This is a genomic window from Bradyrhizobium sp. AZCC 2230 (genome assembly GCF_036924495.1).
In the GTDB taxonomy this organism is placed as follows: domain Bacteria; phylum Pseudomonadota; class Alphaproteobacteria; order Rhizobiales; family Xanthobacteraceae; genus Bradyrhizobium; species Bradyrhizobium rifense.
On sequence record NZ_JAZHRS010000001.1, the window covers coordinates 5,733,352 to 5,753,128 of the forward strand.

The window sequence follows — 19,777 nt, forward strand, 5'->3', positions numbered from 1 at the left end:
TCGGCGGAGGAGGAGCCGCTGCATTTGGCTCCGCCTCCATCGCGTGGTCTGCGCGCCCTTACGACGCCTTCTGCTTCGCCTCGACGTATCGCGCAAAATTGTCGAGGATCGCCTGCCAGCCGCTTTGCTGCTGCTCGACCGAGTGCGTCTGCTCGCCATCGAACACGACGCGGACGACGACGCCCTTCGGACCGGGCACGAACTCGACCTCGGCCCTGCGATCGCCGAACGCATATTCGATCAGTCTGTGCTCGACGATCGTCGTGTAGGTGCCGGCGAAGTCAAAACCCATGCTGCCGTCCTTGGCCTCCATGCGGGACGAGAACGCGCCGCCTTCGCGCAGGTCGACCGTCGCCTTGGTCGTATGCCAGTCGTCCGACGCGGCGTTCCACTTCACGATGTCGGCAGGCGTCGTATAGGCACGCCAGACCTGATCGATGGGGGCGGCGACGCTGGTTTCGACGGTGATCCTCATGGGCATTGCTCCGGTTCGATTTTGACGGCTCGAGATGACGACATCACGTCACGAGTGCGGGGTCCATGTCCAGCACGTCCGGGACGTGTCTAGCCTAAGGACGAACGAGACAGGTCCATGCCGACATCGCCGGGCCGTCAATGCGAAAAAAAATATTGGAGAGGAGGCCTGGATGCTCGTATCATTCGGCCCCAAGGACACGCACAGGCTTTAGCGTCAGCAAGGGGCTTTTCCAGGGGTTTCAGATGGCCGCGGCAACATGCCTCAAGTGCGAAGGGCACGCGTTCGAGCGCGGTCGTATCATGCCGTTGGGCGAACAGCACGCCGTGTCCGTTTTACAGTGCGCCGACTGCGGGGCGGTGGTCTTAGTGGACACCTAGACCGACGGCTTGTTCGTCAGTCCGTCGCAGGCACGATGTATCGATCCAGCAGCTCGAGCTCGGGCGCGACCATGTTCCTGGATCGCCGGGACGCGTTGAAGACGACGACCATGTCGAGCGCGGGGATGACGATGGTCTTCTGTGAATTGAAGCCGAGCGCGGCGGCCCATTGAACGCCGCTGTCCTTGTCCGGCGAACGCCCCACCCACCATTGAAAACCATAGCCGAGCGCCGCCTCGTCGGTCTTGATGTGCTCGGCCGTCGATTGATCGACCCAGGACGCAGGAACGATCTGCTTCCCGTCCCAGGCGCCGCGATTGAGAACAAGCTGGCCGATCTTGGCCCAGTCGCGGGGGCGTAGATTCAATCCCCCGCTCGACATGGCATCACCGGTGAATGGCGATTTAAGCCATTCGACGTCGTTGATGCCGAGCGGCGTGAAGATCTCTTCCTGAGCCAGGACGTCGACGGTTTTGCCGGTGACTTTTTTCAGGATTGCGCCAACCAGTTCGGTTTCGGTGTCGCTGTAGCGGAAGGTGGCACCGGGAATCCTGTCGGAGCCCACCCCCGCCGACATCGTCAGCAGATGACGGAGGGTCACGGGATCCTTGTCGAGCATGCGGAGATCGGTATTCTCCGGAAGATAAAAGAAAGCTGGAGCGTCCAGATCCCTGATCAGGCCGCGATCCATGGCGATGCCGACCAGCAGCGAGACCACGCTCTTGGTCATGGAATAACCGTTGTGCCGCGTGGTCGCGTCATAATTGAGCTGATGCGGATAATCGTAGTAGCTCTCGTAGACGAGCACGCCATGCCTGATGACGACAATGTCGTCCACATTGGCAAGCTTGCCGCCGCTGATGCCCTCGTCCATCGCGCAGAGCAGCGCCGCGTTCAGCCCCTGCTTGTCCGGCGAGCTCATCGTCCATCCGTCATGGATGTCCTGCGGAATGCCGCAGCCGGATGCAGGCTCGGCCGCGAATGCAATTCGAGCTCCGATGGGACTTGAGGCGAACGCACACACGGCTGCAACGACGGCGATCCATGTCCGCATGTCAGGCTCTCTCCCACTATTGCCCACGTCGAGCAACCCTAGGATGCCGTTCTCTGTGTGACCGTTTTGCGGCGTTGCAGGCTCTGAAAGAGCCTTCATTGTAGGCAGGCGCTTGAATACAACACAGTCCGGCCATCTTGATCCACTAGGTCAACGCCACATTTTTGGAGCGGCATCGATGCGCCGGCTAATTTGGTTTTGCTTCGCTTGGTTCTTTTGCATGGCCTCGTCCGCGCAAGCGGCGGGTCTCCAGCTTCTGAACACCGACCCGACTTTGGCAGGCGCCATCTGGTATCCTTGCGCGGCGGAGCCGCAGCCGGTGCCGCTCGGCAGGCTGACGTTGAATTTCATCGACACGCTGCAAGGCGTGATGGATTGTCCCGTCTCGGGGACCAAGCTGCCGCTCGTCATCGTCGCCCACGGTCGCGGCGGCTGGTTCGGCGGACATGATGACACCGCGCAGGCGCTCGCCGATGCCGGCTTTGTCGTCGCGGCCATCAATTATCGCGGCGACAACGGCGCCGACCGTTCGCAGAGCGAAAGCCTGTACAACATCACCGCACGCCCGGCCGATACGATCCGCCTGCTGGACTTCGTGCTGAACGACTGGCGCGATCGCGCGGTGATCGATCCCGACAAGATCGGCTTCTTTGGCTTTTCCGCCGGCGCCTATACGGGTTTGATCCTGGCGGGCGCCAAGCCGGACTTCGAGAGGATCGCGCCGTTCTGCACCGACAGCAACAAGTCGCTGGGGTGCGAACAGTTTCGCCGCGGCGACATTCCGCCCGAGCCGCCGCACGACCCGCGCATTCGCGCTGCGGTGCTCGCCGACACGGCGCTGAACTTCATGTTTTCTGCGGACGGACTGACCGACGTGCACATTCCCCTGCTGATCTGGCGATCGCAATCGGGCGGCGGCGGTGTCGATCCCAAAAATGTTGTGCTGACGGCGAGCAGCCTGCCGGGCAAGCCGGCGGTTCATGTCGTCCCAGCCGGTCATTTTGCCTTCCTGGCGCCCTGCACGGAGAAATTCGCGGCCGAACTACCGCGGCTGTGCACCGATCCGCCGGGCTTCGACCGAACCGCGTTTCATCAAGAGCTCAACGCGAGCATCGTGAGCTTTCTTCGCGATCATCTGGCGATCGAGCAACGTCGGCGATAAAACAGCGCTTGCGGGCACTGGACATAACACCCGTCGGATACAAAACGATGGCTTTCTGGATTGCAGGCGCAGCTGGATTGGTGATCGCCTATCTGCTCGGCTCGATCCCTTCGGGCTATCTGGCAGGAAAACTGCTTCGAGGCATCGACATTCGCGAGCACGGCTCCAGATCCACCGGCGCCACGAATGTGTTGCGGACCCTCGGCAAATGGCCTGCGCTGGTGGTGCTGATCGCCGATGTGCTGAAGGGCGTGGCCGCCATCTTCGTTGCGCGCTGGCTTTGTCCCTGGCTTTATGCGGCGCTATCCCCAACACCGCCGACGGCGTCCGATTTGGAAGTCTGGGTGCCATGGGCGGTGTGCCTGGCCGGCATTGCCGCGCTGCTGGGCCATGGCCGCTCGATCTGGTTGAACTTTACGGGCGGCAAATCCGCAGCAGCTGGGCTCGGCGTGCTGCTGGCGATGTCATGGCCGGTGGGACTGGGCACGGCAGCGGTGTTTGGCGCCGTGCTGGCGTTGGCGCGGATCGTTTCGCTCAGCTCGATCCTCGCGGCAGTAACGGCCATCGTCCTCGTCTGCGGTTTCGCGCACTCTCTGCCCTATCGGCTGCTGGTGATCGCAGGCGGCCTCTACGTGATCATCCGCCATCGCGCCAACATTCAACGGCTGCTGGCGGGGACCGAGCCGCGGCTGGGCCAAAGCAGCCCGGACGTGAAAGCCGAAGCGCAGGTCTGATGCGAGATCAGTTCACCGCCTGAAGCGCGGCCGTGAAGGTGGCGAGGTCGGCGCGCGCCATCTCGTCGGGCGCCCATTTCGGAAGGTCGGCGAGCTCAGCGATCACGCGGGCCCGATCCTGGGGCAGCAGAAAGCTCGCCCAGACCTCGCGCGTGTCGCGGAGCGCAGCCGCCACCAGGCGGGCGTTGGCGGGCTTGCTGGCGCCCTGGATCGCCGCGCAGACCGTGGACAGGATGAAGAGCGCGCTGTTCTTGCGAACGCCCGCGAACCCCTCCTCGCGGATGCGAGTGCGATGCTCCGGCGGAAGCTCGTTCCAGAACATCTGGCCCGCCACCGCCTCGCGGGCCATGCCGCGGATCATGAAGCTGACCGCTATCGCGTACTGGTCGCCATACTCGGTCATATTGCGCTGGAGCGCGACCAGATCAGGCTGCGGCCCCGGCTTGGCGCCGTATAAGATGAACAGCTTGTGGGTCTGGTTGGCGGCGTCGAACCAGTCCGGCAGCCAGTTCGTGTCGCTCGCCTCCGGGGGCGGCAGCGCGGCGAGCGCGGCGAGATCGAAGACGTGGCCGAGCTGGGCTGCGACGTCCGGCCGGGTCAGATCGGGCCGCTCGCCTTTCTTTGCGACACCATCGACGTAGACCTTGAAAGCCTTCGCGGCATCGCGCGCGGCGGCCAGCTCGTGGATGCCGTCCTGCGCCAAGGCGGGCGAGGCGAACGCGAGCAGGACCAGGAGAATTCTGACAATCGGCATGGCAGGCCTCGAACGGCGATATTCGTAACAATGGCCGTTGTTGGTCGCCGATAGTGCCGCAGAGGTTCAGAGCGCCGGCAGCCCCGGAGGTGGCTTGCGCATGTTCGAGGCCTGCTCATAAGCATAGGCGAGACGCAACAGCTTATGCTCGCTCCAGGCGGGCCCAGCGAAGCTGACACCGAGCGGATAGTCCGGCGTCTCCTTGTCGCCGGCGCCGGAGACGAAGCCTGCGGGCACCATGACGCTGGGATAGCCCGCTTTCGCCGAGATCACGCAGCCGCTGCTGCCGGGAAACAGCACCGCGTCGAGCTTGTGCTGGTTCATGTAGGCGTCCATGCCGCGCGTCCTGGCGGCGAGCAGGTCCATCGCGCGTGCCGATTTGTACTCGCGCTCGCTCAAATCGCCTTTGGTGAGGTCGGCTGCGAGAAACAGGTCCTGGCCGAAACGCAACGCCTTCTCCGCATGCGCCGCGTTGAAGGCGATGATGTCGGCCATGGTCTTGATGTCGGTATTGGTCGCCCAATTCCTCAAATAGAGATTGAGACCGTACTTCAGCTCGTAGAGGAACACGATCGGCGACCCCGTCGGATTACCCTTGTTCTCGCTCAGCGGGTTGCGGTTGAGCACGGCCATGCCGGTGCCGGGACCGCCGAGCCAGCCACGCGTCGGAATGCTGGCGCGCACGATGACGGCGCCGAGATCCTCGAGCACCTTGATCGCCTCGGTCATCACCTTGGCCCATCCGGGTTGCAGCTTGCCGTAGTAGCGATCGTTCAGCGGATCGGTCGGGTCGCTCGGCACGCCGATGCGCGCGCCCTTCATCGCATCGCGCGAGAGGCCCGCCGTGTAATCGGCCGGCCGCCGCTGCCGCTTGGTCGCGGGATCGAGCGAATCCTCGGCCGCCAGCACGTTCAAAAGTATCGCCGCGTCGCGCACGGTGCGCGTCATCGGCCCCGCGGTGTCCTGGCTGTGCGCGATCGGCACGATGCCGGCGCGGCTGATCAAGCCAACGGTTGGTTTAACGGTGACAAGCCCATTCATGCTCGCGGGATACAACAGCGAGCCCGACGTCTCGGTGCCGATCGAGGCTGCGCACAGGCCGGCCGCGCGACGGCGACGGCCGAACCCGAGCTCGATCCGCCCGGGTCCACGATCGGAATGCCCTTATCGTCCATCAGCGCCGGCACGTAGGGGTTCTTCACCTGGCCGCCGAGCGACGAGTAGCCCGAGGGCATCTCGATCGCGAGGATGTTGGCGAACTCGGTCAGATTCGCCTTGCCGAGGATCACCGCGCCGGCCTTCCGCAGCAGCTTGACGACCGTGGCGTCTCTCTTGGCGCGCGCGCCTTCCAGCGCCAGCGAGCCCGCCGTGGTCGGCTGCTTGTCGGAGGTTGCGATGTTGTCCTTCAGCAGGATCGGCACGCCGGCCAGCGGGCGCTTGGCCGATGGCTTGATGCCGTCGAGCTTGGCAGCGAGCGCGAGCGCATCCGGATTGAGCGCGCGGACAGAGTTCAGCATCGGCCCGTGGCGGTCGTAGGCCGCAATGCGCGCGAGATAGGCTTTTGCGAGGGCCGTCGCGGTGACCTGCCCGCCGGCCAGGACATCGATGATGTCGCTCATCGGCGCGTCTTCGAGCCTCAGCTCGGGCGGCGCCGCAGCGCGGACAGCAGCCGCAGCGCGACCGGCAGGCTTCTTCATGACGTGCCTCTTGGATGGAGATATGCTACAGATCGTAGCATTTATCTCGCTTGCGCGGCAAGCAGATCAGGAGCGCCCATGGACTGCACGATCCGGCCTGCGCTCGACGATGACGCCGCCGACATCAGCGCGGTCATCCTGCGCGCGCTGCGCGAGAGCAATGCAAAGGACTATACCGACGAGATCATCGCAAGGATCGAGCAGAGTTTTGGCCCGGACGCCGTGCGGGCACTGGTCGCAAAACGCACCGTCTTGGTCGCCACCATCGACAACCGCGTCGTCGGAACGGCAAGCCTCGACGGCAGCGTCGTCCGCACCGTGTTCGTCGCGCCCGACGTCCAGGCCCGCGGGATCGGCAAGCTGCTGATGGCAGAGGTCGAGCACATCGCGCGTTCGCGCAACATTCCTGTGTTGACGGTTCCCTCCTCGGTCACCGCCGAAACGTTCTACGCCCGGCTAGGGTTCAAGTCCGTGCGCGACAGCTATCACGGCGACGAGCGCACGATCATCATGGAGCGGCTGCTCGACCTCTCCATCAAATAGTCCGTAGCCCGGATGGAGCGCAGCGCAATCCGGGTTCGACGCCGTGAGGTGCAAAAGCCCCGGATTTCGCTACGCTCCATCCGGGCTACGGGAGATCGCGAGATCGAGGATCATGGTCTGCAAGTCAAGCGCCGGGCTGTGATCTTGATCGCTGTCACGAAATAGACCACCATCGCATTTCACCGCTCACACCAGAATGGGCGAGGAACCGCGGACATGGACGCAACTGTCGGAATCGATCTCGTCGCGCGGGCGCGGGCCATCGCGCCGCTGATTGCGGGTGAGGCAGGCGAGATCGAGCGGACGCGGCGGCTGACGCCTTCCGTCGTCGACGCGCTGATCGGGAACGGGCTCTATCGCGCACTGTTGCCGCAGAGCCTCGGCGGATCGGAAGCGCCGCCTGACATTTTCATGCAGATGCTGGAGGAGATCGCGAAGGCCGATGCGTCCACGGCCTGGTGCCTCGGCCAAAACAGCGTCTGCGCGATGATTGCAGCCGCACTCGACCACGAGACCGCACACGAGATCTTCAACACCGCGCCCGGCATTCTCGCCTGGGGCGCGGTTGCGCATGAGGCGCGCGCGGTCGAGGACGGCTACCGCGTCACTGCACGCTGGGATTTTGCCTCGGGCTCGCGGCAGGCGAGTTGGTTAGGGGCGCATGTCCGCATCGCCAATGCCGACGGCACGCCGCGGAAGACTGCCGATGGCGCGCCGGAGATGCGCACCATCCTGTTCCCGCTCGCAAGCGCCGTCATGCACGACGTCTGGCAGGCGATCGGGCTCGCCGGCACCGGCACCGATTCCTACGAGGTGAAAGACCTCTTCATTCCCGATCGCTTTGCCGTGTTCCGCGACGTGCCGAGCGCCCTGCGCGAGCCCGGCCCGCTCTACCGGCTCCCCACTGGTTCAACATACAGTCTCGGCTTCGCCGCAGTGTCACTCGGCGTCGCGCGCGCGACGCTGGATGCGGCGATCGCACTGGCGCGCGCAAAGCATCAGTCGCTTGCGGCGAGCGCCATGCGCGACAACCAGGCGGTCCAGGGATTGATCGGCCGCACTGAGGGGGATCTGCGCGCCGCGCGCGCCTATCTCTATGCGACGGCCAATGCGATGTGGCGCGACCTCTCTGCGACGGGCACGTTCAGCCCGGCGCATCGCAGCGCGGTTCGCCTCGCGGCGACCTGGACCATCCAGCAATCGGCCAAGGTGGTCGACACCGCCTATCACATGGCCGGCGCCACCGCCGTGTTCCGCAGCAATCCGTTCGAGCGACGCTTTCGCGACATGCACGCGATCACCCAGCAGATCCAGGCCCGCGACACGCATTATGAGGATGAGGGGAAGGCGATCCTTGCGAGCGGCGTCGACGCCGGCCGCTGAATTCGTCTACGCCTTGCGTGCGCCGAACAGGCGGCCTCGCCAGCCCATGCCGATGACGACGGCGATCATCACGAGCCACGCCGCGGCGGCAGCGAGGTCGACGATACGGTCGCCTCCCGAGCAAATGCCGTGATTGACGCAGGCGCGGGGTCAAGATACCGCCCTGGAGGAGGGCGGCGAGCACGCCGAAATAGAGCAAGACACCGAACGCGAGATAGACCGCCGTCACGAGCGTGCGCCGCAGCCGCGAGGGCATCGCCGGATCGTCCTCGCTCCGCTCCGTGATGAATTGCCCCGAATTGGCCTTGGCCGGATCGCGAATCTGCACGGTCGAGTGGGTCAGGAGATCATGAACCGCCTGATTGCGGCGGGTGGCCACCATGGTCAGGAACGAGTACCAGCCCAACAGACTCTTCAGCGCAAAGCGTCCGAGCGCCCTGGCAAGGCTCAGATTGCCGCCATCATCGGCGACGACGCGCAAATTGGTCCAGGCGTGACCGAGCGTGCCGCCGCCACACCAGACCAGCACCGGTTCGTACAGCAGCAGGATCAGAACGACCACAGCGCCCAGGACCCGAGCCAGGACATCGCTCTCGACGTTGCTCGCCACCATCAAGGCGCCAAACATCAACGCCATCGCCAGGGTCCAGTCGAGAAACATGGCGCGCAGCCGCCGTGAGAACCGTGCATAGCGCGGCATGTCAGGCGCGGTCGGCGCAGTGAGGCTCATAGGCGCTGGTCTCCGGCTCAATCGTCAGACGCCCGACAATGGCGGAGGTCGGATCATGCCACCAGCCAGCGATCTCGCCGCAGGTTGTATCTACGCTGCGTCGCGCCTTCAAGAGGCTGATGATCTCCCGAGATTGCGACCGCAATGAAGGTACGCTCCCTCGCCCCGTTCTTACGGGGAGAGAGTTGGGGTGAGGGGCCTCTCTCCACACGTGAGATCGTCGATAGACCTGTACCTCCTCACCCGGATCGCAAGAGCGATCCGACCTCTTCCCGCGCGCGACAGGGCAATCGCATATGGGTTTTACGAAGATTGTGCGGGCTTGCTCCGCCTCTCCCGCTTGCGGGAGAGGCCGACGCGCTCGCAGAGCGTGGCGGGTGAGGGCTCTCGCAACGCAGGGACATTCTCCGCAATCCGCGACAATCCCGACGCGGAGATACCCCCACCCCAGCCCTCCCCCGCAAGCGGGAGAGGGAGCACCAGTGCCGATGCCGCTGCCTCGTGCACTCCATATGCGATTGCCCTGCCGCAAGCGGGGCGAGGTAAGAGGGCAGCGCGCTCCAACGCCTATCACGCCACCAGCGCAGCATCCTCATCCGGGGCATCAATCCCCCGCTGCGCCGTCAGCAGGCTGATGATCTCGGCATTCGGCCGGGCCTTGCTGAACAGAAAGCCCTGGCCCTCGTCGCAGCCTTCAGTGCGGAGACAGCTCAGTTCGGCCTCGGTCTCGACGCCTTCGGCGGTGATGATGACGCCGAGGCCTTTGCCGAGGCTGACGATGGAGCGGATGATCGCCTGCGCCTCGCGATTGGCGCCGAGATCACGGACGAAGGACTGGTCGATCTTGATCTTGTCGAACGGGAAGCTGCGCAAATAGCTGAGGCTGGAATAGCCGGTGCCGAAATCATCCATCGAGATGCGTACGCCGAGCGCGCGCAGCGCATGCAGCGTCGCCAGCACCTGGGCGCTCTTCTCCAGCAGCAGCGTCTCGGTGATCTCGAGCTCGAGCCGCCGCGGCGGCAGTCCGGAATGCTTTAGCGCGTCCGTCACTATCGAGAGCAGATTACCGCTGCGGAACTGGAGCGGCGACAGGTTCACGGCGACACGGACGTCGTCCGGCCAGGTCGCAGCATCGAGGCAGGCGCGGCGCAGCATCAGGCCGCCGAGCGGATTGATCAGGCCGGTTTCTTCGGCAACCGGGATGAACTCGGCCGGCGAGACCATGCCGCGCTCGGCATGAGGCCAGCGCACCAGCGCCTCGAAGCCGGTGATGCGACCGCTCGAGAGGTCGACCAGCGGCTGATAATACGGGCGCAGCACGTCGTTCTGGATCGCGTCGCGCAGCTCGACCTCGATCTTGCGGCGGCTTTGAGCTCTTGCATCGAGCGCGGCCTCGAAGAAGGCGAAGGTGCCGCGCGCATCCAGCTTGGCGCGTGACAGCGCCATGTCGGCGCTCTTGAGCAGCTTTTCGGACTCATCGCCATCGCCCGGCGCCATCGCGATGCCGATCGAGGCGCCGATCACCACGGAATGGCCGTCGAGCAGATAGGGATCGGCGATGGCCTCCAGCAGACGCTTGGCCATCATCACGGCGTCCTCGGGCCGCGTCAGTCCGCTCTGCACGATCGCGAACTCGTCGGAATTGAGCCGCGCCAACGCGTCTTCCTCGCGCAGCGTCGAACGCAGGCGCTTGGCGACGCCGCGCAGCAGCTTGTCGCCGACGGCGTGACCCAGCGTGTCGTTGACCGCCTTGAAATTGTCGAGCCCGAGCATCAGCACCGCGACCTTCTCGGAGCCGCGCCGCGAATGCTGCAGCATCTCGTCCATGGTCTGGCGCAGGCGATTGCGGTTGGGTAGTCCCGTGAGTCCGTCATGCTGGGCCATGAAGGCAAGCCGCGCCTCGGCGCGCTTGCGCTCGGTGATGTCCATCAGCGCGAGCAGCACCGCGGGCCGCTCGTCATAGGTCAGTTCGCGCGAATAGATCGCGAGATCGATCAGCGCGCCGTCGGCCTTGACGTGCTTCCAGGTCCGCGCGGCCTGCTCCTCGCTGGACCGATCGGTGGTCCAGGGCGGCTCGCTGTCGAACGCCTGCAGGGAGCGGATCTTCAGCTTCTCGAAATCGGCGCGGCTATAGCCGTAATGCGCGATCGCGGCGTCGTTGACGCCGAGGATGCGCTCGTCGTCCAGCGCGCAGACGATCATGGGGACGGGATTGCCGTCGAACAGCAGGCGGAACGAGGCCTCGCGCTGCTTCAATTCGGTGATGTCGACGCGCAAGCCGACGACGCCGCCGTCATCGGTGCGGCGCTCCTCGATCAGGATGACGCGGCCGTCCGACAACGTCTGCTCGTGGCGCTTGCCGGGCTCGTAGAGCTTTTGCAGCCGCTCGGCGATCCATTCGTCCTCGTGGCCGGCCGCTTCCGGATAGTCGCCGCGGGCAACGCCGACCCGCAGCGTGTCTTCGAGACGCGCGCCTTCGGCAAACAGATCGGCGGTCTTGCTGTAGATCTCGGAATATTGCTTGTTCCAGAGGACGTAGCGGCCTTCGGGATCGAGGATCACGATGCCTTGCGGCAGCAGGTCGACCGCCTGGCGCAGCCGCTCATGCGATTTGCGCGCCTCGGTGATGGCGGCTTCAGCTTCCGCACGGCTTTGCACGAGCCGGTCGCGTTCGGCGGGCGGACGGGGCGCGCGCGCAAATCGCGGCTTGCGCGGCTGTCGGCCAGCCTTGGCGCCAGCCTTGGCGAGCACGCCCTGCTTTCGCTTTCCGGTTTTTTTGGACCCCAAACTCAACTTCACACATCCTAGCCACGCCCAGCGGCCGCAAGTCTTAGGCTGCAAGTCTTGGGGCAAGTCTATGAAAAGAAAGTAATCTTGGCCGGCGGCGTCACGGAGACGCCGGCCGAGCGCCGGACCGTTTTGCCTGTTTGCGAGGCGCGAATGTCGTCAGCAGGCGTGTCGAACCCATTCCCGCGTCGCGATCGGACGAAGAGGAGATGCAAAAACGCGCAGTCTCCATGAATCAGTTCCGGAACCAGGCTTGCTTGCATGCAGGAGGCAAGTGCATCTCGTTCCGCGCACGAATTTTGGTCAACGCGAGATAGAGTTATCGGGTCGTTAAAAAACCGCCGGCTAGTATGCGACCTTGGGATGGTCTCGTCGAAAACATCGATCGCGGCGGGGCAGGACATGTCGGTCGTGCCATGGATGGCAATGTCGTGATGGAAGAAGATCGCGTGCGGCTTCGGTGCGGCGTTGGTCTATAAGGATGCCAGCATGAGTCCCCGCCGCATCGCCCCTCTCCTGCTTGTCATGACGCTCCTGGCCGCCGGCGGCGCGCTGGCCCAGGACAAGGGCAGCGTGAATCCAAAACCGTTGCCGCCGCTCGCCAATCCGAACGATCCCAAGATCGGTGCCAGGGAGCTGTTCGCGCGCAAGCTGTTGCCCTCGACGGGGCCGGCGCATGTCATCGGCTCCTATGTGAAGGGCTGCATCGGCGGCGCCGGGCAGATGCCGCTCAACGGCGACAGTTGGCAGGTGATGCGGCTGTCGCGTAACCGCAATTACGGCCATCCCGACATGATCGCGCTGATCAAGCGCCTGGCTGCCAAGGCGCACAAGGACGCGGGCTGGCCGGGCATTCTGGTCGGCGACATCGGCCAGCCGCGCGGCGGGCCGGCGCTGTCGGGCCACGCCAGCCATCAGATCGGGCTGGACGCCGACATCTGGCTCACGCCGATGCCGGACCACAGGCTCTCGCGCGAGGAGCGCGAGGAGATGTCGGCGGTGATGATGGTGCGCGAGGACCGGCTCGACATCGATCCGAAAGTGTTCACGCCTGCCCACGTGCTCGTGCTGCGCGACGCCGCGCAGGAGCCGGCGGTGCAGCGCATCTTCGTCAATCCCGCGATCAAGAAGGCGCTCTGTCGTGAAGCCAAGGGCGACCGCTCGTGGCTGTCGAAGATCAGGCCGTGGTGGGGCCACGACTATCATTTCCACATCCGCATGCGCTGCCCGGCGGGCGCCGGCGAATGCCAGAGCCAGCCGTCGCAATCCGAGGACGAAGGCTGCAAGCCCTCCGATTTCGCCTATTGGTTCAGCGAGGGCGTGCTGCACCCGAAGCCGCCGCCGGAGCCGCCGAAGCCGAAACCGCCGATGACGCTGGCCCAGATGCCGGCGGCCTGCAAAGCCGTGCTGCGCGCGGGCGATGCGAAACCGTAGCTCGCTGTCGTCCCTGCGAAAGCAGGGACCCATAACCACAGGGAGAAGTCATTGAGCGAAACGGTAACTCCGAGTTTTCGCCAAACTCCTCCCTGTGGCTATGGATCCCGGATCTGCGCTCCGCTTCGCTGCGCTTGTCCGGGATGACGACGAGAGGAGCATGCGCTAAGATCGCCCTGCCGCTAGGCCGTAAGCCCGCGGCATTCCGGGATGGGCATCCCGTTCGCCGACGAAGCCCGACTGCAAGCCCGCGGCCCTCGCGTGGCCAACGATGAGATCTGACATGCGCGTCCTTGCTCTCCTTGCCGTGCTCGCGCTCGGCGCGACCTCCGCCCTTGCCGCGGAAGAACCCAGCGGCTGCGACAAGTTCAAATGGCCGATCGAGCGCGACCGCGCGGCGTTGACCGCGCCGCATCGCGCCAAGTTCGCGTCGGGAGCCGAGCAGGCCGCGGTCCCGGCATCGGCGATCACGCTGGGCCTGGTCGCGCCTCAGGAAGCAAAACTGCCGACCCCGCCGGAGCGCGCGCCGAAGGACGGCACCTTTGCCGGCTTCACCAGCATCAAGGCGGCGAAGGCCGGGCTCTATACGATCAGCCTGTCCTCGGGCGCCTGGGTCGATCTGGTTCAGGACGGGCATTTCCTCAAGCCGGTGGCCTTCAGCGGCGCGACCGATTGCGACGGCATCCGCAAGACCATGAAATACGAGCTTTCGGACAAGCCCTTCGTGCTCCAGGTCAGTGGCGCCAAGGACAATTCGCTCTCGATTTCGATCCTGCCGGCGCAGTAAGCCCTTCGGATCAGGCAAAGGGTCGCCTTTGACCTGAGGCCTCAGCCTGCTATCTTCACAGCTAGCGATATCCCCGCCGGCCGTAAGCCGTTGTGGGGGCCCGTGGAACAGCGCTTCCGCCCGTCGCGACCACCCACACAACGCCGGATTTGCGCGTGCGTCTACGCGCGCGGGCTCGGACGGAGCGCCATCCATGTATCGCATTGCCGGACTTTTCACCGCCTTCGTCATGCTCGCAGGCGCGAGCCTCTCGCCGGCTAGCGCCGAGGACAAGACCATCACGGTCTTTGCTGCCGCATCGATGAAGAACGCGCTCGACGAGATCGACGCCGCCTACACCGCCAAGACCGGTGTGAAGATCACCGCGAGCTACGCGGCAAGCTCGGTTCTGGCAAAACAGATCGAGCAGGGCGCGCCGGCCGATGTGTTCGTCTCGGCCGACACCGACTGGATGGACTACGCGCTCTCCAAGAAGACCATCAACGAGCCTTCCAGAGTCAACCTGCTCGGCAACAGCATCGTGCTGATCGCGCCGAAGGACTCCAAAATCGACAACGTCACCATCGCGCAAGGTTTCGACCTCGCAAAGCTCGCCGGTGACGGCAAGATCGCGACCGGCGACGTGAAGTCGGTGCCGGTCGGCAAATACGCCAAAGCGGCGCTGGAAAAGCTCGGCGCCTGGCAGGCGGCTGAGCCGAAATTCGCCATGGCCGAGAGCGTGCGCGCCGCGCTGACGCTGGTGGCGCGTGGCGAAGCAAATCTCGGCATCGTCTATTCCACCGACGCCAAGGTCGAGCCCGGCGTGAAGATCGTCGGCACCTTCCCGGCGGATTCGCATCCGGCGATCATCTATCCCGTCGCGGCAACGACGACTGCGAAGCCCGAGACCAATGACTATCTCGCCTTCCTGCGTACCTCCGCCGCCAAGACCATTCTGGAAAAATACGGCTTCAAGTTCCTGATCTCTCCCACAACTTAATTTTGCGACATGATAACTACGACTTGATGCTCGACATCTCTCCCGCCGAATGGACGGCGATCCTGCTCTCGCTCAGGGTCGCCGTCATCGCGACGCTGGTGGCAACGCCGTTCGGCATTGCGCTGGCGTGGCTGCTTGCCCGCAAGGATTTCTGGGGCAAGTCGGTGCTCGACGCCGTCGTGCATCTGCCGCTGGTGCTGCCGCCGGTCGTCACCGGCTATCTCCTGCTCCTCACCTTCGGCCGCCGCGGCCTCGTCGGCGCCTTCCTCGCCGATCATCTCGGCATCGTCTTCGCGTTCCGCTGGACCGGTGCGGCGCTCGCCTGCGGCGTGATGTCGTTTCCGCTGCTGGTGCGCCCGATGCGGCTGTCGATCGAGGCGATCGATCGCCGGCTCGAACAGGCTGCCGAGACGCTGGGTGCGGCGCCTTTCAAAGTGTTCTTCACGGTGACGCTGCCGCTGGCGCTGCCCGGCGTGCTCGCCGGCATGGTGCTCGGCTTTGCCAAGGCGATCGGCGAATTCGGCGCCACCATCACTTTCGTCTCCAACATTCCCGGCGAGACCCAGACGATTTCGTCCGCGATCTATTCGCTGATCCAGACGCCGGACGGCGACGCCGCCGCGGGGCGGCTCGTGATCGTCTCGATTGTGCTCGCGCTCGGCGCCTTGATCGCCGCCGAATGGTTCGCCCGCCGCGCCACGCAGCGCTTGCACGGAAACTGACCATGCTGCGCGTCGATATCGAAAAACAGCTCGGTGAATTCTCGCTTCAAGCATCGTTCTCGAGCGAAGGCCGCGTCACCGGCCTGTTCGGCGCATCCGGCGCCGGCAAGAGCTCGCTGATCAACATGATCGCGGGCCTGCTGCGTCCCGACCGCGGCACCATCGTCATCGACGGCGATGTTGTCGACGACACCGCCGCCGGCATTCATGTGCCGACCTGGCGCCGCCGCATCGGCTATGTCTTTCAGGACGCGCGGCTGTTTCCGCATCTCAACGTCGCGCAAAATCTCGACTATGGACGGCGGATGAACCGCCTCGCGGCCGATCCGGCGCAGCGTACGCGCGTCGTCGAGCTGCTCGACATCGGCGCGCTTCTCGACCGCCGTCCCGGAAAGCTCTCCGGCGGCGAACGCCAGCGCGTCGCGCTCGGCCGCGCGCTCTTGTCAAAGCCGCGCCTGCTGCTGCTCGACGAGCCGCTCGGCGCGCTCGACGAAGCACGCAAGCTCGAGATCTTGCCCTATCTGGTCCGCCTGCGCGACGAGGCCAACGTCCCCATGGTCTATGTCAGCCACGACGTCGCCGAACTGCGCCAGCTCGCGACGCAGATCGTGATGCTGAGGCAGGGACGGGTGACGTCGTTCGGCGGGGTGAAGGTGCTGACGTGAGCGAGTCCGTCGTCGTCCTTGCGACGGCTTTCGTAGGGTGGGCAAAGGCGCCCTTGCGCCGTGCCCACCAACTCTCTCGATCGAAAAAAATGCGTGGGCACGCTTCCGCCTTCGCTCTTCGAGCTACGGCGGACAAGTCGCTTTGCCCACCCTACGGCAGCGTCATACCCCCGCCACCGACGTCCATATCTCCGCGAGCTTCTTCCGCAGCGCCTGGCTGCGCGTCAGCGGCGCCGGGGTTTCGTCGTCTTCCGGCAGACGAAGGCCGACGACGTTGACGCGGCCGCCGGAAATACTGCGTGCGACGAGCACGATGGTGTCGAGCACGAGCTCGGCGCCCTCCTTCGGTGCGCGGTCGAGATTGACGTCGAAATAATCGGCGAGCGTGAGCTTGCCGTCGTCCTCGCCGACCTTCACGCTGTAGATCTCGGCGAGCTCGGCGAGCGTGTGCTCGCCGGACACCATGAAGTCACCGAGCAGATGCGGATCGGGCTCCGAGCTCGGCTGCATGTCGACGAAGAAGCGATCGAGCGCCTCGGCCTTTTCCGGCGGCGCCAGCAGATAGATGTAATCGCCGGGCGCGATCGGATCGGCTTCCACAGGCGTCAAAATGCTCTGTTTGCGGATCACCAGCGTCGGCTTGGACCAGGACGGGATCAGGCCGCGGCGGAAATACAGGCTCTTGGGCCGCACCGGATAGCCGACCAGCTGCTGCTCGAGCTGGCCGGGCAGATCCAGTTCGACACGCCGCGGGCCGCGTTCGGCACGCGGCAGCGCCACATGCAGCTTGCGCGCGGCCGGCGCCAGTGTCCAGCCCTGCAGCAACAGCGAAATGATCACGACGACGAAGGCGACGTCGAAATAGAGATAGGCCTTCGACAGGCCGACCAGCATCGGGATCGAGGCCAGGAAGATCGCGACCGCGCCGCGCAGGCCGGTCCAGGCGATGAAGATCTTTTCGCGCCAGTTGAAGCGGAACGGCGCCAAGCACACGAACACCGCGATCGGCCGCGCCACCAGCATCAGGACGAAGGCGACGCCGATCGCGGGCAGCACGCTGGAGCCCAGCCGGCTCGGCGACACCAGCAGGCCGAGCAGCACGAACATCACGATCTGCGCCAACCAGGTCGCGGCATCGAGAAACGCCACCACCGAATTATGCGCACGCGTCGGCCGGTTGCCGATGATGATGCCGGCGAGATAGACGGCGAGGAAACCCGAGGCGTGCATGATCTGCGAGCCACCGAAGATCACGAGCGCGGCGGTGGTGACGAACGGCGCGTGCAGGCCCTGCGGCAGCGCGACCTTGTTGAGCCCGATGACGACGAGACGCCCGCCGAAGAAGCCGACGACGGCACCCAGCACCGCCTCTTGCAGGAATTCCATCACCACATGGCCGGGCGAACTCGAGCCCAGCGAGATGTATTCGACCAGCATCAAGGTGAGGAAGATGGCGAAGGGATCGTTGGTGCCGGATTCGGCTTCAAGCGTCGCGCCGACGCGCGGCCTCAGGCGCAGGCCCTGGGTGTGCACCAGCAGGAACACCGCGGCCGCGTCGGTCGAGGCGACCACCGCGCCGACCAGCAGCGACTCCGTCCAGTTGAGGTCGAGCGCGAATTTCGCGAACGGCGCCGTGATCAGCGCGGTCAGGAGCACGCCGACGGTCGCGAGCACCACGGAAGGCGCGAGCACGGTGCGGATGCTGGCAAAGCGCGTCTTCAGGCCGCCGTCGAACAGGATCAGGGCCAGCGCCACCGAGCCGACCAGATAGGTCGTGCCGACGTCGTTGAACTGGAGCTGGCCGGGACCCGCATCACCCGCCAGCATGCCGATCGCGAGGAAGACCAGCAGCAGCGGCGCGCCGAAGCGCAGCGCGAGCAGGCTCGACAGGATACCGGCCATGACCAGGACGGCGCCGAGCAGAATGGTGATGCTGAAAGAGTCGAGTGAGGCCATCCACCATCCGGGTACAAATCGCTGGAATTGCATCCTTATCGTCGCCGCACCGGCGCGCCAACCCATTTTCTCCCGCTCGCGGCAATCTGCCCGTATTTTGCGGCCTTAACGCGCTTCACTTCGCGGTGTATCGATGGCCCGGCCGCTTCCTTTGTGGGATTCTGCGGCGCTTTCGAATCAAATCCTCCCGCCTGCTTCCCGACGAGACCGCCCGATGGACATGGACCTCAAAGACCTCATGGAGTTCGTGCAGACGACCGCGCGCAGCGTCGGGGCGGAGATCTCCTCGCCCTGGTTCTACCTGCAATTTGGTCTCATTCTGGCCGCGGCCGGGATCGCTTATGCGGCGGAAGCGACCGTTCGCAACCGCGTCGACATGACGTCGCTGGCGATACGCTGGCCACTGCCGCTTCGGCACTTCGCCCGCGTGATGGTCTCCAGCGCCTCGACGGCGGTGTTCACCCTGCTGGTGATCATCTCCCGCGTGGTGATGTATCACGCGACCTGGCCTAGCCGCAGCTACCTCCTGATGGTCGCCGCCAAGCTGGGGCTCGCCTGGCTCGCGATCCGGCTGCTGACCTCGGTGCTGCGCAACGCCTTCTTCGTCAAGCTTGTGTCGGTTGCGGCGTGGTTTGTCGCAGCACTCTCCATCCTCGGCCAGCTCGATACTACGGTCGACCTGCTCGACTCCTATGCGATCGTGCTCGGCGGATTGCGGCTGACGCCGCTGCTGGTGCTCAAGGCCGGCGCGCTGTTGATCCTCGCGCTCTGGCTCACCAACATCGCCAGCAATTTCGCCGAGAGCAAGATCAACTCGGCGACGGACCTGACACCGTCGGTCCAGGTGCTGCTGGTCAAGATCATCCGCATCGGACTGCTTGCAATCGCGATCGTGCTCGCGCTCGGCACGGTCGGCATCGACCTGTCGGCGCTTGCGGTGTTCTCCGGTGCGGTCGGCGTCGGCATCGGTATCGGCCTGCAGAAGATCGTCGCCAACTTCATCTCCGGCATCATTCTGCTCGCCGACAAATCGGTGAAGCCGGGCGACCTCGTCACCATCGGCGACAATACCGGGCGCATCAGCGCGATGAAGACGCGTTATATTTCCGTCGCCGCCGGCGACGGCCGCGAGTTCCTGGTGCCGAACGAGGATCTGGTGACGCAGAAGGTCGTCAACTGGACCTACACCGACAAGAACACGCTGGTGAAGATCACCTTCGGCACCAATTACGACGCCGATCCCAGGCTGGTCTGCAAGCTCGCGATCGAGACCGCGGCCGCCCACCCGCGCGCGCAGAAGGCCAAGCCGCCGAACTGCATCCTGACCGAGTTCGCCGAAGCCGGCATGAAGTTCTCCCTGACCCTCTGGCTTGCGGACCCCGACGGCATGGACAACGTCAAAAGCGACGTGATGCTGGCGCTGTGGGACGTCTTCAAGCGCGAGGGCATCCGGGTTCCCTACCCCGTCCGCGAAATCCGCGTCCGCGGCGGTGCACTGCCGGTCGAAACCACCGTAGAAGTCCCGAATTGAGCCC

18 protein-coding genes are annotated in these 19,777 nt (G+C 65.0%); 10 read left to right on the top strand and 8 right to left on the bottom strand.

Annotated features, from left to right (window positions below; genetic code table 11):
• Positions 1–58: 58 nt before the first annotated feature.
• Positions 59–475, bottom strand: a complete 417-nt coding sequence (locus tag V1280_RS27440; RefSeq protein ID WP_334531427.1) for an SRPBCC family protein — start codon at positions 473–475, stop codon at positions 59–61.
• A 396-nt stretch (positions 476–871) separates the two neighbouring features.
• Positions 872–1,909, bottom strand: a complete 1,038-nt coding sequence (locus V1280_RS27445; protein ID WP_334531430.1) for a serine hydrolase domain-containing protein — start codon at positions 1,907–1,909, stop codon at positions 872–874.
• Positions 1,910–2,129: 220 nt separating this feature from the next.
• Between V1280_RS27445 and V1280_RS27450 the strand changes: the two genes are divergently transcribed.
• Positions 2,130–3,071, top strand: coding sequence for an alpha/beta hydrolase family protein (locus V1280_RS27450; protein WP_334531433.1), 942 nt, complete (start codon positions 2,130–2,132; stop codon positions 3,069–3,071).
• Positions 3,072–3,118: 47 nt separating this feature from the next.
• Positions 3,119–3,805, top strand: coding sequence for a glycerol-3-phosphate 1-O-acyltransferase PlsY (gene plsY, locus V1280_RS27455; protein WP_334538437.1), 687 nt, complete (start codon positions 3,119–3,121; stop codon positions 3,803–3,805).
• 7 nt (positions 3,806–3,812) lie between these two features.
• Here the strand turns inward: plsY and V1280_RS27460 are convergent, their stop codons facing one another.
• The 3 genes from V1280_RS27460 to V1280_RS27470 form a co-directional block, all read right to left on the bottom strand.
• Positions 3,813–4,559 carry a hypothetical protein gene (locus V1280_RS27460; RefSeq protein ID WP_334531436.1) on the bottom strand — a complete coding sequence of 249 codons (747 nt, stop codon included), beginning with the start codon at positions 4,557–4,559 and terminating at the stop codon, positions 3,813–3,815.
• 66 nt (positions 4,560–4,625) lie between these two features.
• Positions 4,626–5,600, bottom strand: a complete 975-nt coding sequence (locus V1280_RS27465) for an amidase family protein (protein WP_442895168.1) — start codon at positions 5,598–5,600, stop codon at positions 4,626–4,628.
• A complete protein-coding gene (locus V1280_RS27470) occupies positions 5,597–6,256 on the bottom strand; it encodes an amidase family protein (RefSeq protein ID WP_334531443.1) in 660 nt (219 codons plus the stop codon). The genes V1280_RS27465 and V1280_RS27470 overlap by 4 nt, the downstream gene beginning before the upstream one ends.
• A 78-nt stretch (positions 6,257–6,334) precedes the next feature.
• Between V1280_RS27470 and V1280_RS27475 the strand changes: the two genes are divergently transcribed.
• A complete protein-coding gene (locus tag V1280_RS27475) occupies positions 6,335–6,799 on the top strand; it encodes a GNAT family N-acetyltransferase (RefSeq protein ID WP_334531446.1) in 465 nt (154 codons plus the stop codon).
• Positions 6,800–7,015: 216 nt separating this feature from the next.
• Positions 7,016–8,182 (top strand): acyl-CoA dehydrogenase family protein, encoded by a 1,167-nt coding sequence (locus tag V1280_RS27480; RefSeq protein ID WP_334531449.1) that lies wholly within the window; start codon positions 7,016–7,018, stop codon positions 8,180–8,182.
• Here V1280_RS27480 and V1280_RS27485 read toward each other — a convergent pair.
• Together V1280_RS27485 and V1280_RS27490 are read right to left on the bottom strand one after the other, a co-directional pair.
• Positions 8,097–8,912, bottom strand: a complete 816-nt coding sequence (locus tag V1280_RS27485; RefSeq protein WP_334531452.1) for an RDD family protein — start codon at positions 8,910–8,912, stop codon at positions 8,097–8,099. The two genes, V1280_RS27480 and V1280_RS27485, sit on opposite strands and share 86 nt — an antisense overlap.
• Positions 8,913–9,482: 570 nt before the next feature.
• Positions 9,483–11,663, bottom strand: coding sequence for a putative bifunctional diguanylate cyclase/phosphodiesterase (locus V1280_RS27490; RefSeq protein WP_442895253.1), 2,181 nt, complete (start codon positions 11,661–11,663; stop codon positions 9,483–9,485).
• A 525-nt stretch (positions 11,664–12,188) separates the two neighbouring features.
• On the opposite strand from V1280_RS27490, the gene mepA reads away from it, so the two are divergent.
• The 5 genes from mepA (at position 12,189) to modC (ending at position 16,286) form a co-directional block, all read left to right on the top strand.
• The gene (gene mepA, locus V1280_RS27495; protein ID WP_334531455.1) at positions 12,189–13,133 is read left to right on the top strand and encodes a penicillin-insensitive murein endopeptidase; all 945 of its coding nucleotides are present in this window, start codon (positions 12,189–12,191) and stop codon (positions 13,131–13,133) included.
• A 283-nt stretch (positions 13,134–13,416) separates the two neighbouring features.
• Positions 13,417–13,920, top strand: a complete 504-nt coding sequence (locus tag V1280_RS27500; RefSeq protein ID WP_334531458.1) for a hypothetical protein — start codon at positions 13,417–13,419, stop codon at positions 13,918–13,920.
• 193 nt (positions 13,921–14,113) lie between these two features.
• Positions 14,114–14,899: a molybdate ABC transporter substrate-binding protein gene (gene modA / locus V1280_RS27505; protein WP_334531460.1), complete on the top strand. Its 786-nt coding sequence runs from the start codon at positions 14,114–14,116 to the stop codon at positions 14,897–14,899.
• A 26-nt stretch (positions 14,900–14,925) separates the two neighbouring features.
• A complete protein-coding gene (modB, locus tag V1280_RS27510; RefSeq protein WP_234684872.1) occupies positions 14,926–15,621 on the top strand; it encodes a molybdate ABC transporter permease subunit in 696 nt (231 codons plus the stop codon).
• 2 nt (positions 15,622–15,623) lie between these two features.
• On the top strand, positions 15,624–16,286 hold the full coding sequence (gene modC, locus V1280_RS27515) for a molybdenum ABC transporter ATP-binding protein (protein ID WP_334531467.1): 663 nt from the start codon (positions 15,624–15,626) through the stop codon (positions 16,284–16,286).
• A 162-nt stretch (positions 16,287–16,448) separates the two neighbouring features.
• Here the strand turns inward: modC and V1280_RS27520 are convergent, their stop codons facing one another.
• Positions 16,449–18,242, bottom strand: a complete 1,794-nt coding sequence (locus V1280_RS27520) for a potassium/proton antiporter (protein ID WP_334531470.1) — start codon at positions 18,240–18,242, stop codon at positions 16,449–16,451.
• Positions 18,243–18,456: 214 nt separating this feature from the next.
• On the opposite strand from V1280_RS27520, the gene V1280_RS27525 reads away from it, so the two are divergent.
• Positions 18,457–19,773 carry a mechanosensitive ion channel family protein gene (locus tag V1280_RS27525; protein ID WP_334531473.1) on the top strand — a complete coding sequence of 439 codons (1,317 nt, stop codon included), beginning with the start codon at positions 18,457–18,459 and terminating at the stop codon, positions 19,771–19,773.
• Positions 19,774–19,777: the final 4 nt, after the last annotated feature.

Bases quoted from the DNA above. Each gene is read 5' to 3' on its own strand.
- V1280_RS27440 (WP_334531427.1), bottom strand. From the start codon at position 475: ATGAGGATCACCGTCGAAACCAGCGTCGCCGCCCCCATCGATCAGGTC.
- V1280_RS27445 (WP_334531430.1), bottom strand. From the start codon at position 1,909: ATGCGGACATGGATCGCCGTCGTTGCAGCCGTGTGTGCGTTCGCCTCA.
- V1280_RS27450 (WP_334531433.1), top strand. From the start codon at position 2,130: ATGGCCTCGTCCGCGCAAGCGGCGGGTCTCCAGCTTCTGAACACCGAC.
- plsY (WP_334538437.1), top strand. From the start codon at position 3,119: ATGGCTTTCTGGATTGCAGGCGCAGCTGGATTGGTGATCGCCTATCTG.
- V1280_RS27460 (WP_334531436.1), bottom strand. From the start codon at position 4,559: ATGCCGATTGTCAGAATTCTCCTGGTCCTGCTCGCGTTCGCCTCGCCC.
- V1280_RS27465 (WP_442895168.1), bottom strand. From the start codon at position 5,600: ATGAATGGGCTTGTCACCGTTAAACCAACCGTTGGCTTGATCAGCCGC.
- V1280_RS27470 (WP_334531443.1), bottom strand. From the start codon at position 6,256: ATGAAGAAGCCTGCCGGTCGCGCTGCGGCTGCTGTCCGCGCTGCGGCG.
- V1280_RS27475 (WP_334531446.1), top strand. From the start codon at position 6,335: ATGGACTGCACGATCCGGCCTGCGCTCGACGATGACGCCGCCGACATC.
- V1280_RS27480 (WP_334531449.1), top strand. From the start codon at position 7,016: ATGGACGCAACTGTCGGAATCGATCTCGTCGCGCGGGCGCGGGCCATC.
- V1280_RS27485 (WP_334531452.1), bottom strand. From the start codon at position 8,912: ATGAGCCTCACTGCGCCGACCGCGCCTGACATGCCGCGCTATGCACGG.
- mepA (WP_334531455.1), top strand. From the start codon at position 12,189: ATGAGTCCCCGCCGCATCGCCCCTCTCCTGCTTGTCATGACGCTCCTG.
- V1280_RS27500 (WP_334531458.1), top strand. From the start codon at position 13,417: ATGCGCGTCCTTGCTCTCCTTGCCGTGCTCGCGCTCGGCGCGACCTCC.
- modA (WP_334531460.1), top strand. From the start codon at position 14,114: ATGTATCGCATTGCCGGACTTTTCACCGCCTTCGTCATGCTCGCAGGC.
- modB (WP_234684872.1), top strand. From the start codon at position 14,926: ATGCTCGACATCTCTCCCGCCGAATGGACGGCGATCCTGCTCTCGCTC.
- modC (WP_334531467.1), top strand. From the start codon at position 15,624: ATGCTGCGCGTCGATATCGAAAAACAGCTCGGTGAATTCTCGCTTCAA.
- V1280_RS27520 (WP_334531470.1), bottom strand. From the start codon at position 18,242: ATGGCCTCACTCGACTCTTTCAGCATCACCATTCTGCTCGGCGCCGTC.
- V1280_RS27525 (WP_334531473.1), top strand. From the start codon at position 18,457: ATGGACATGGACCTCAAAGACCTCATGGAGTTCGTGCAGACGACCGCG.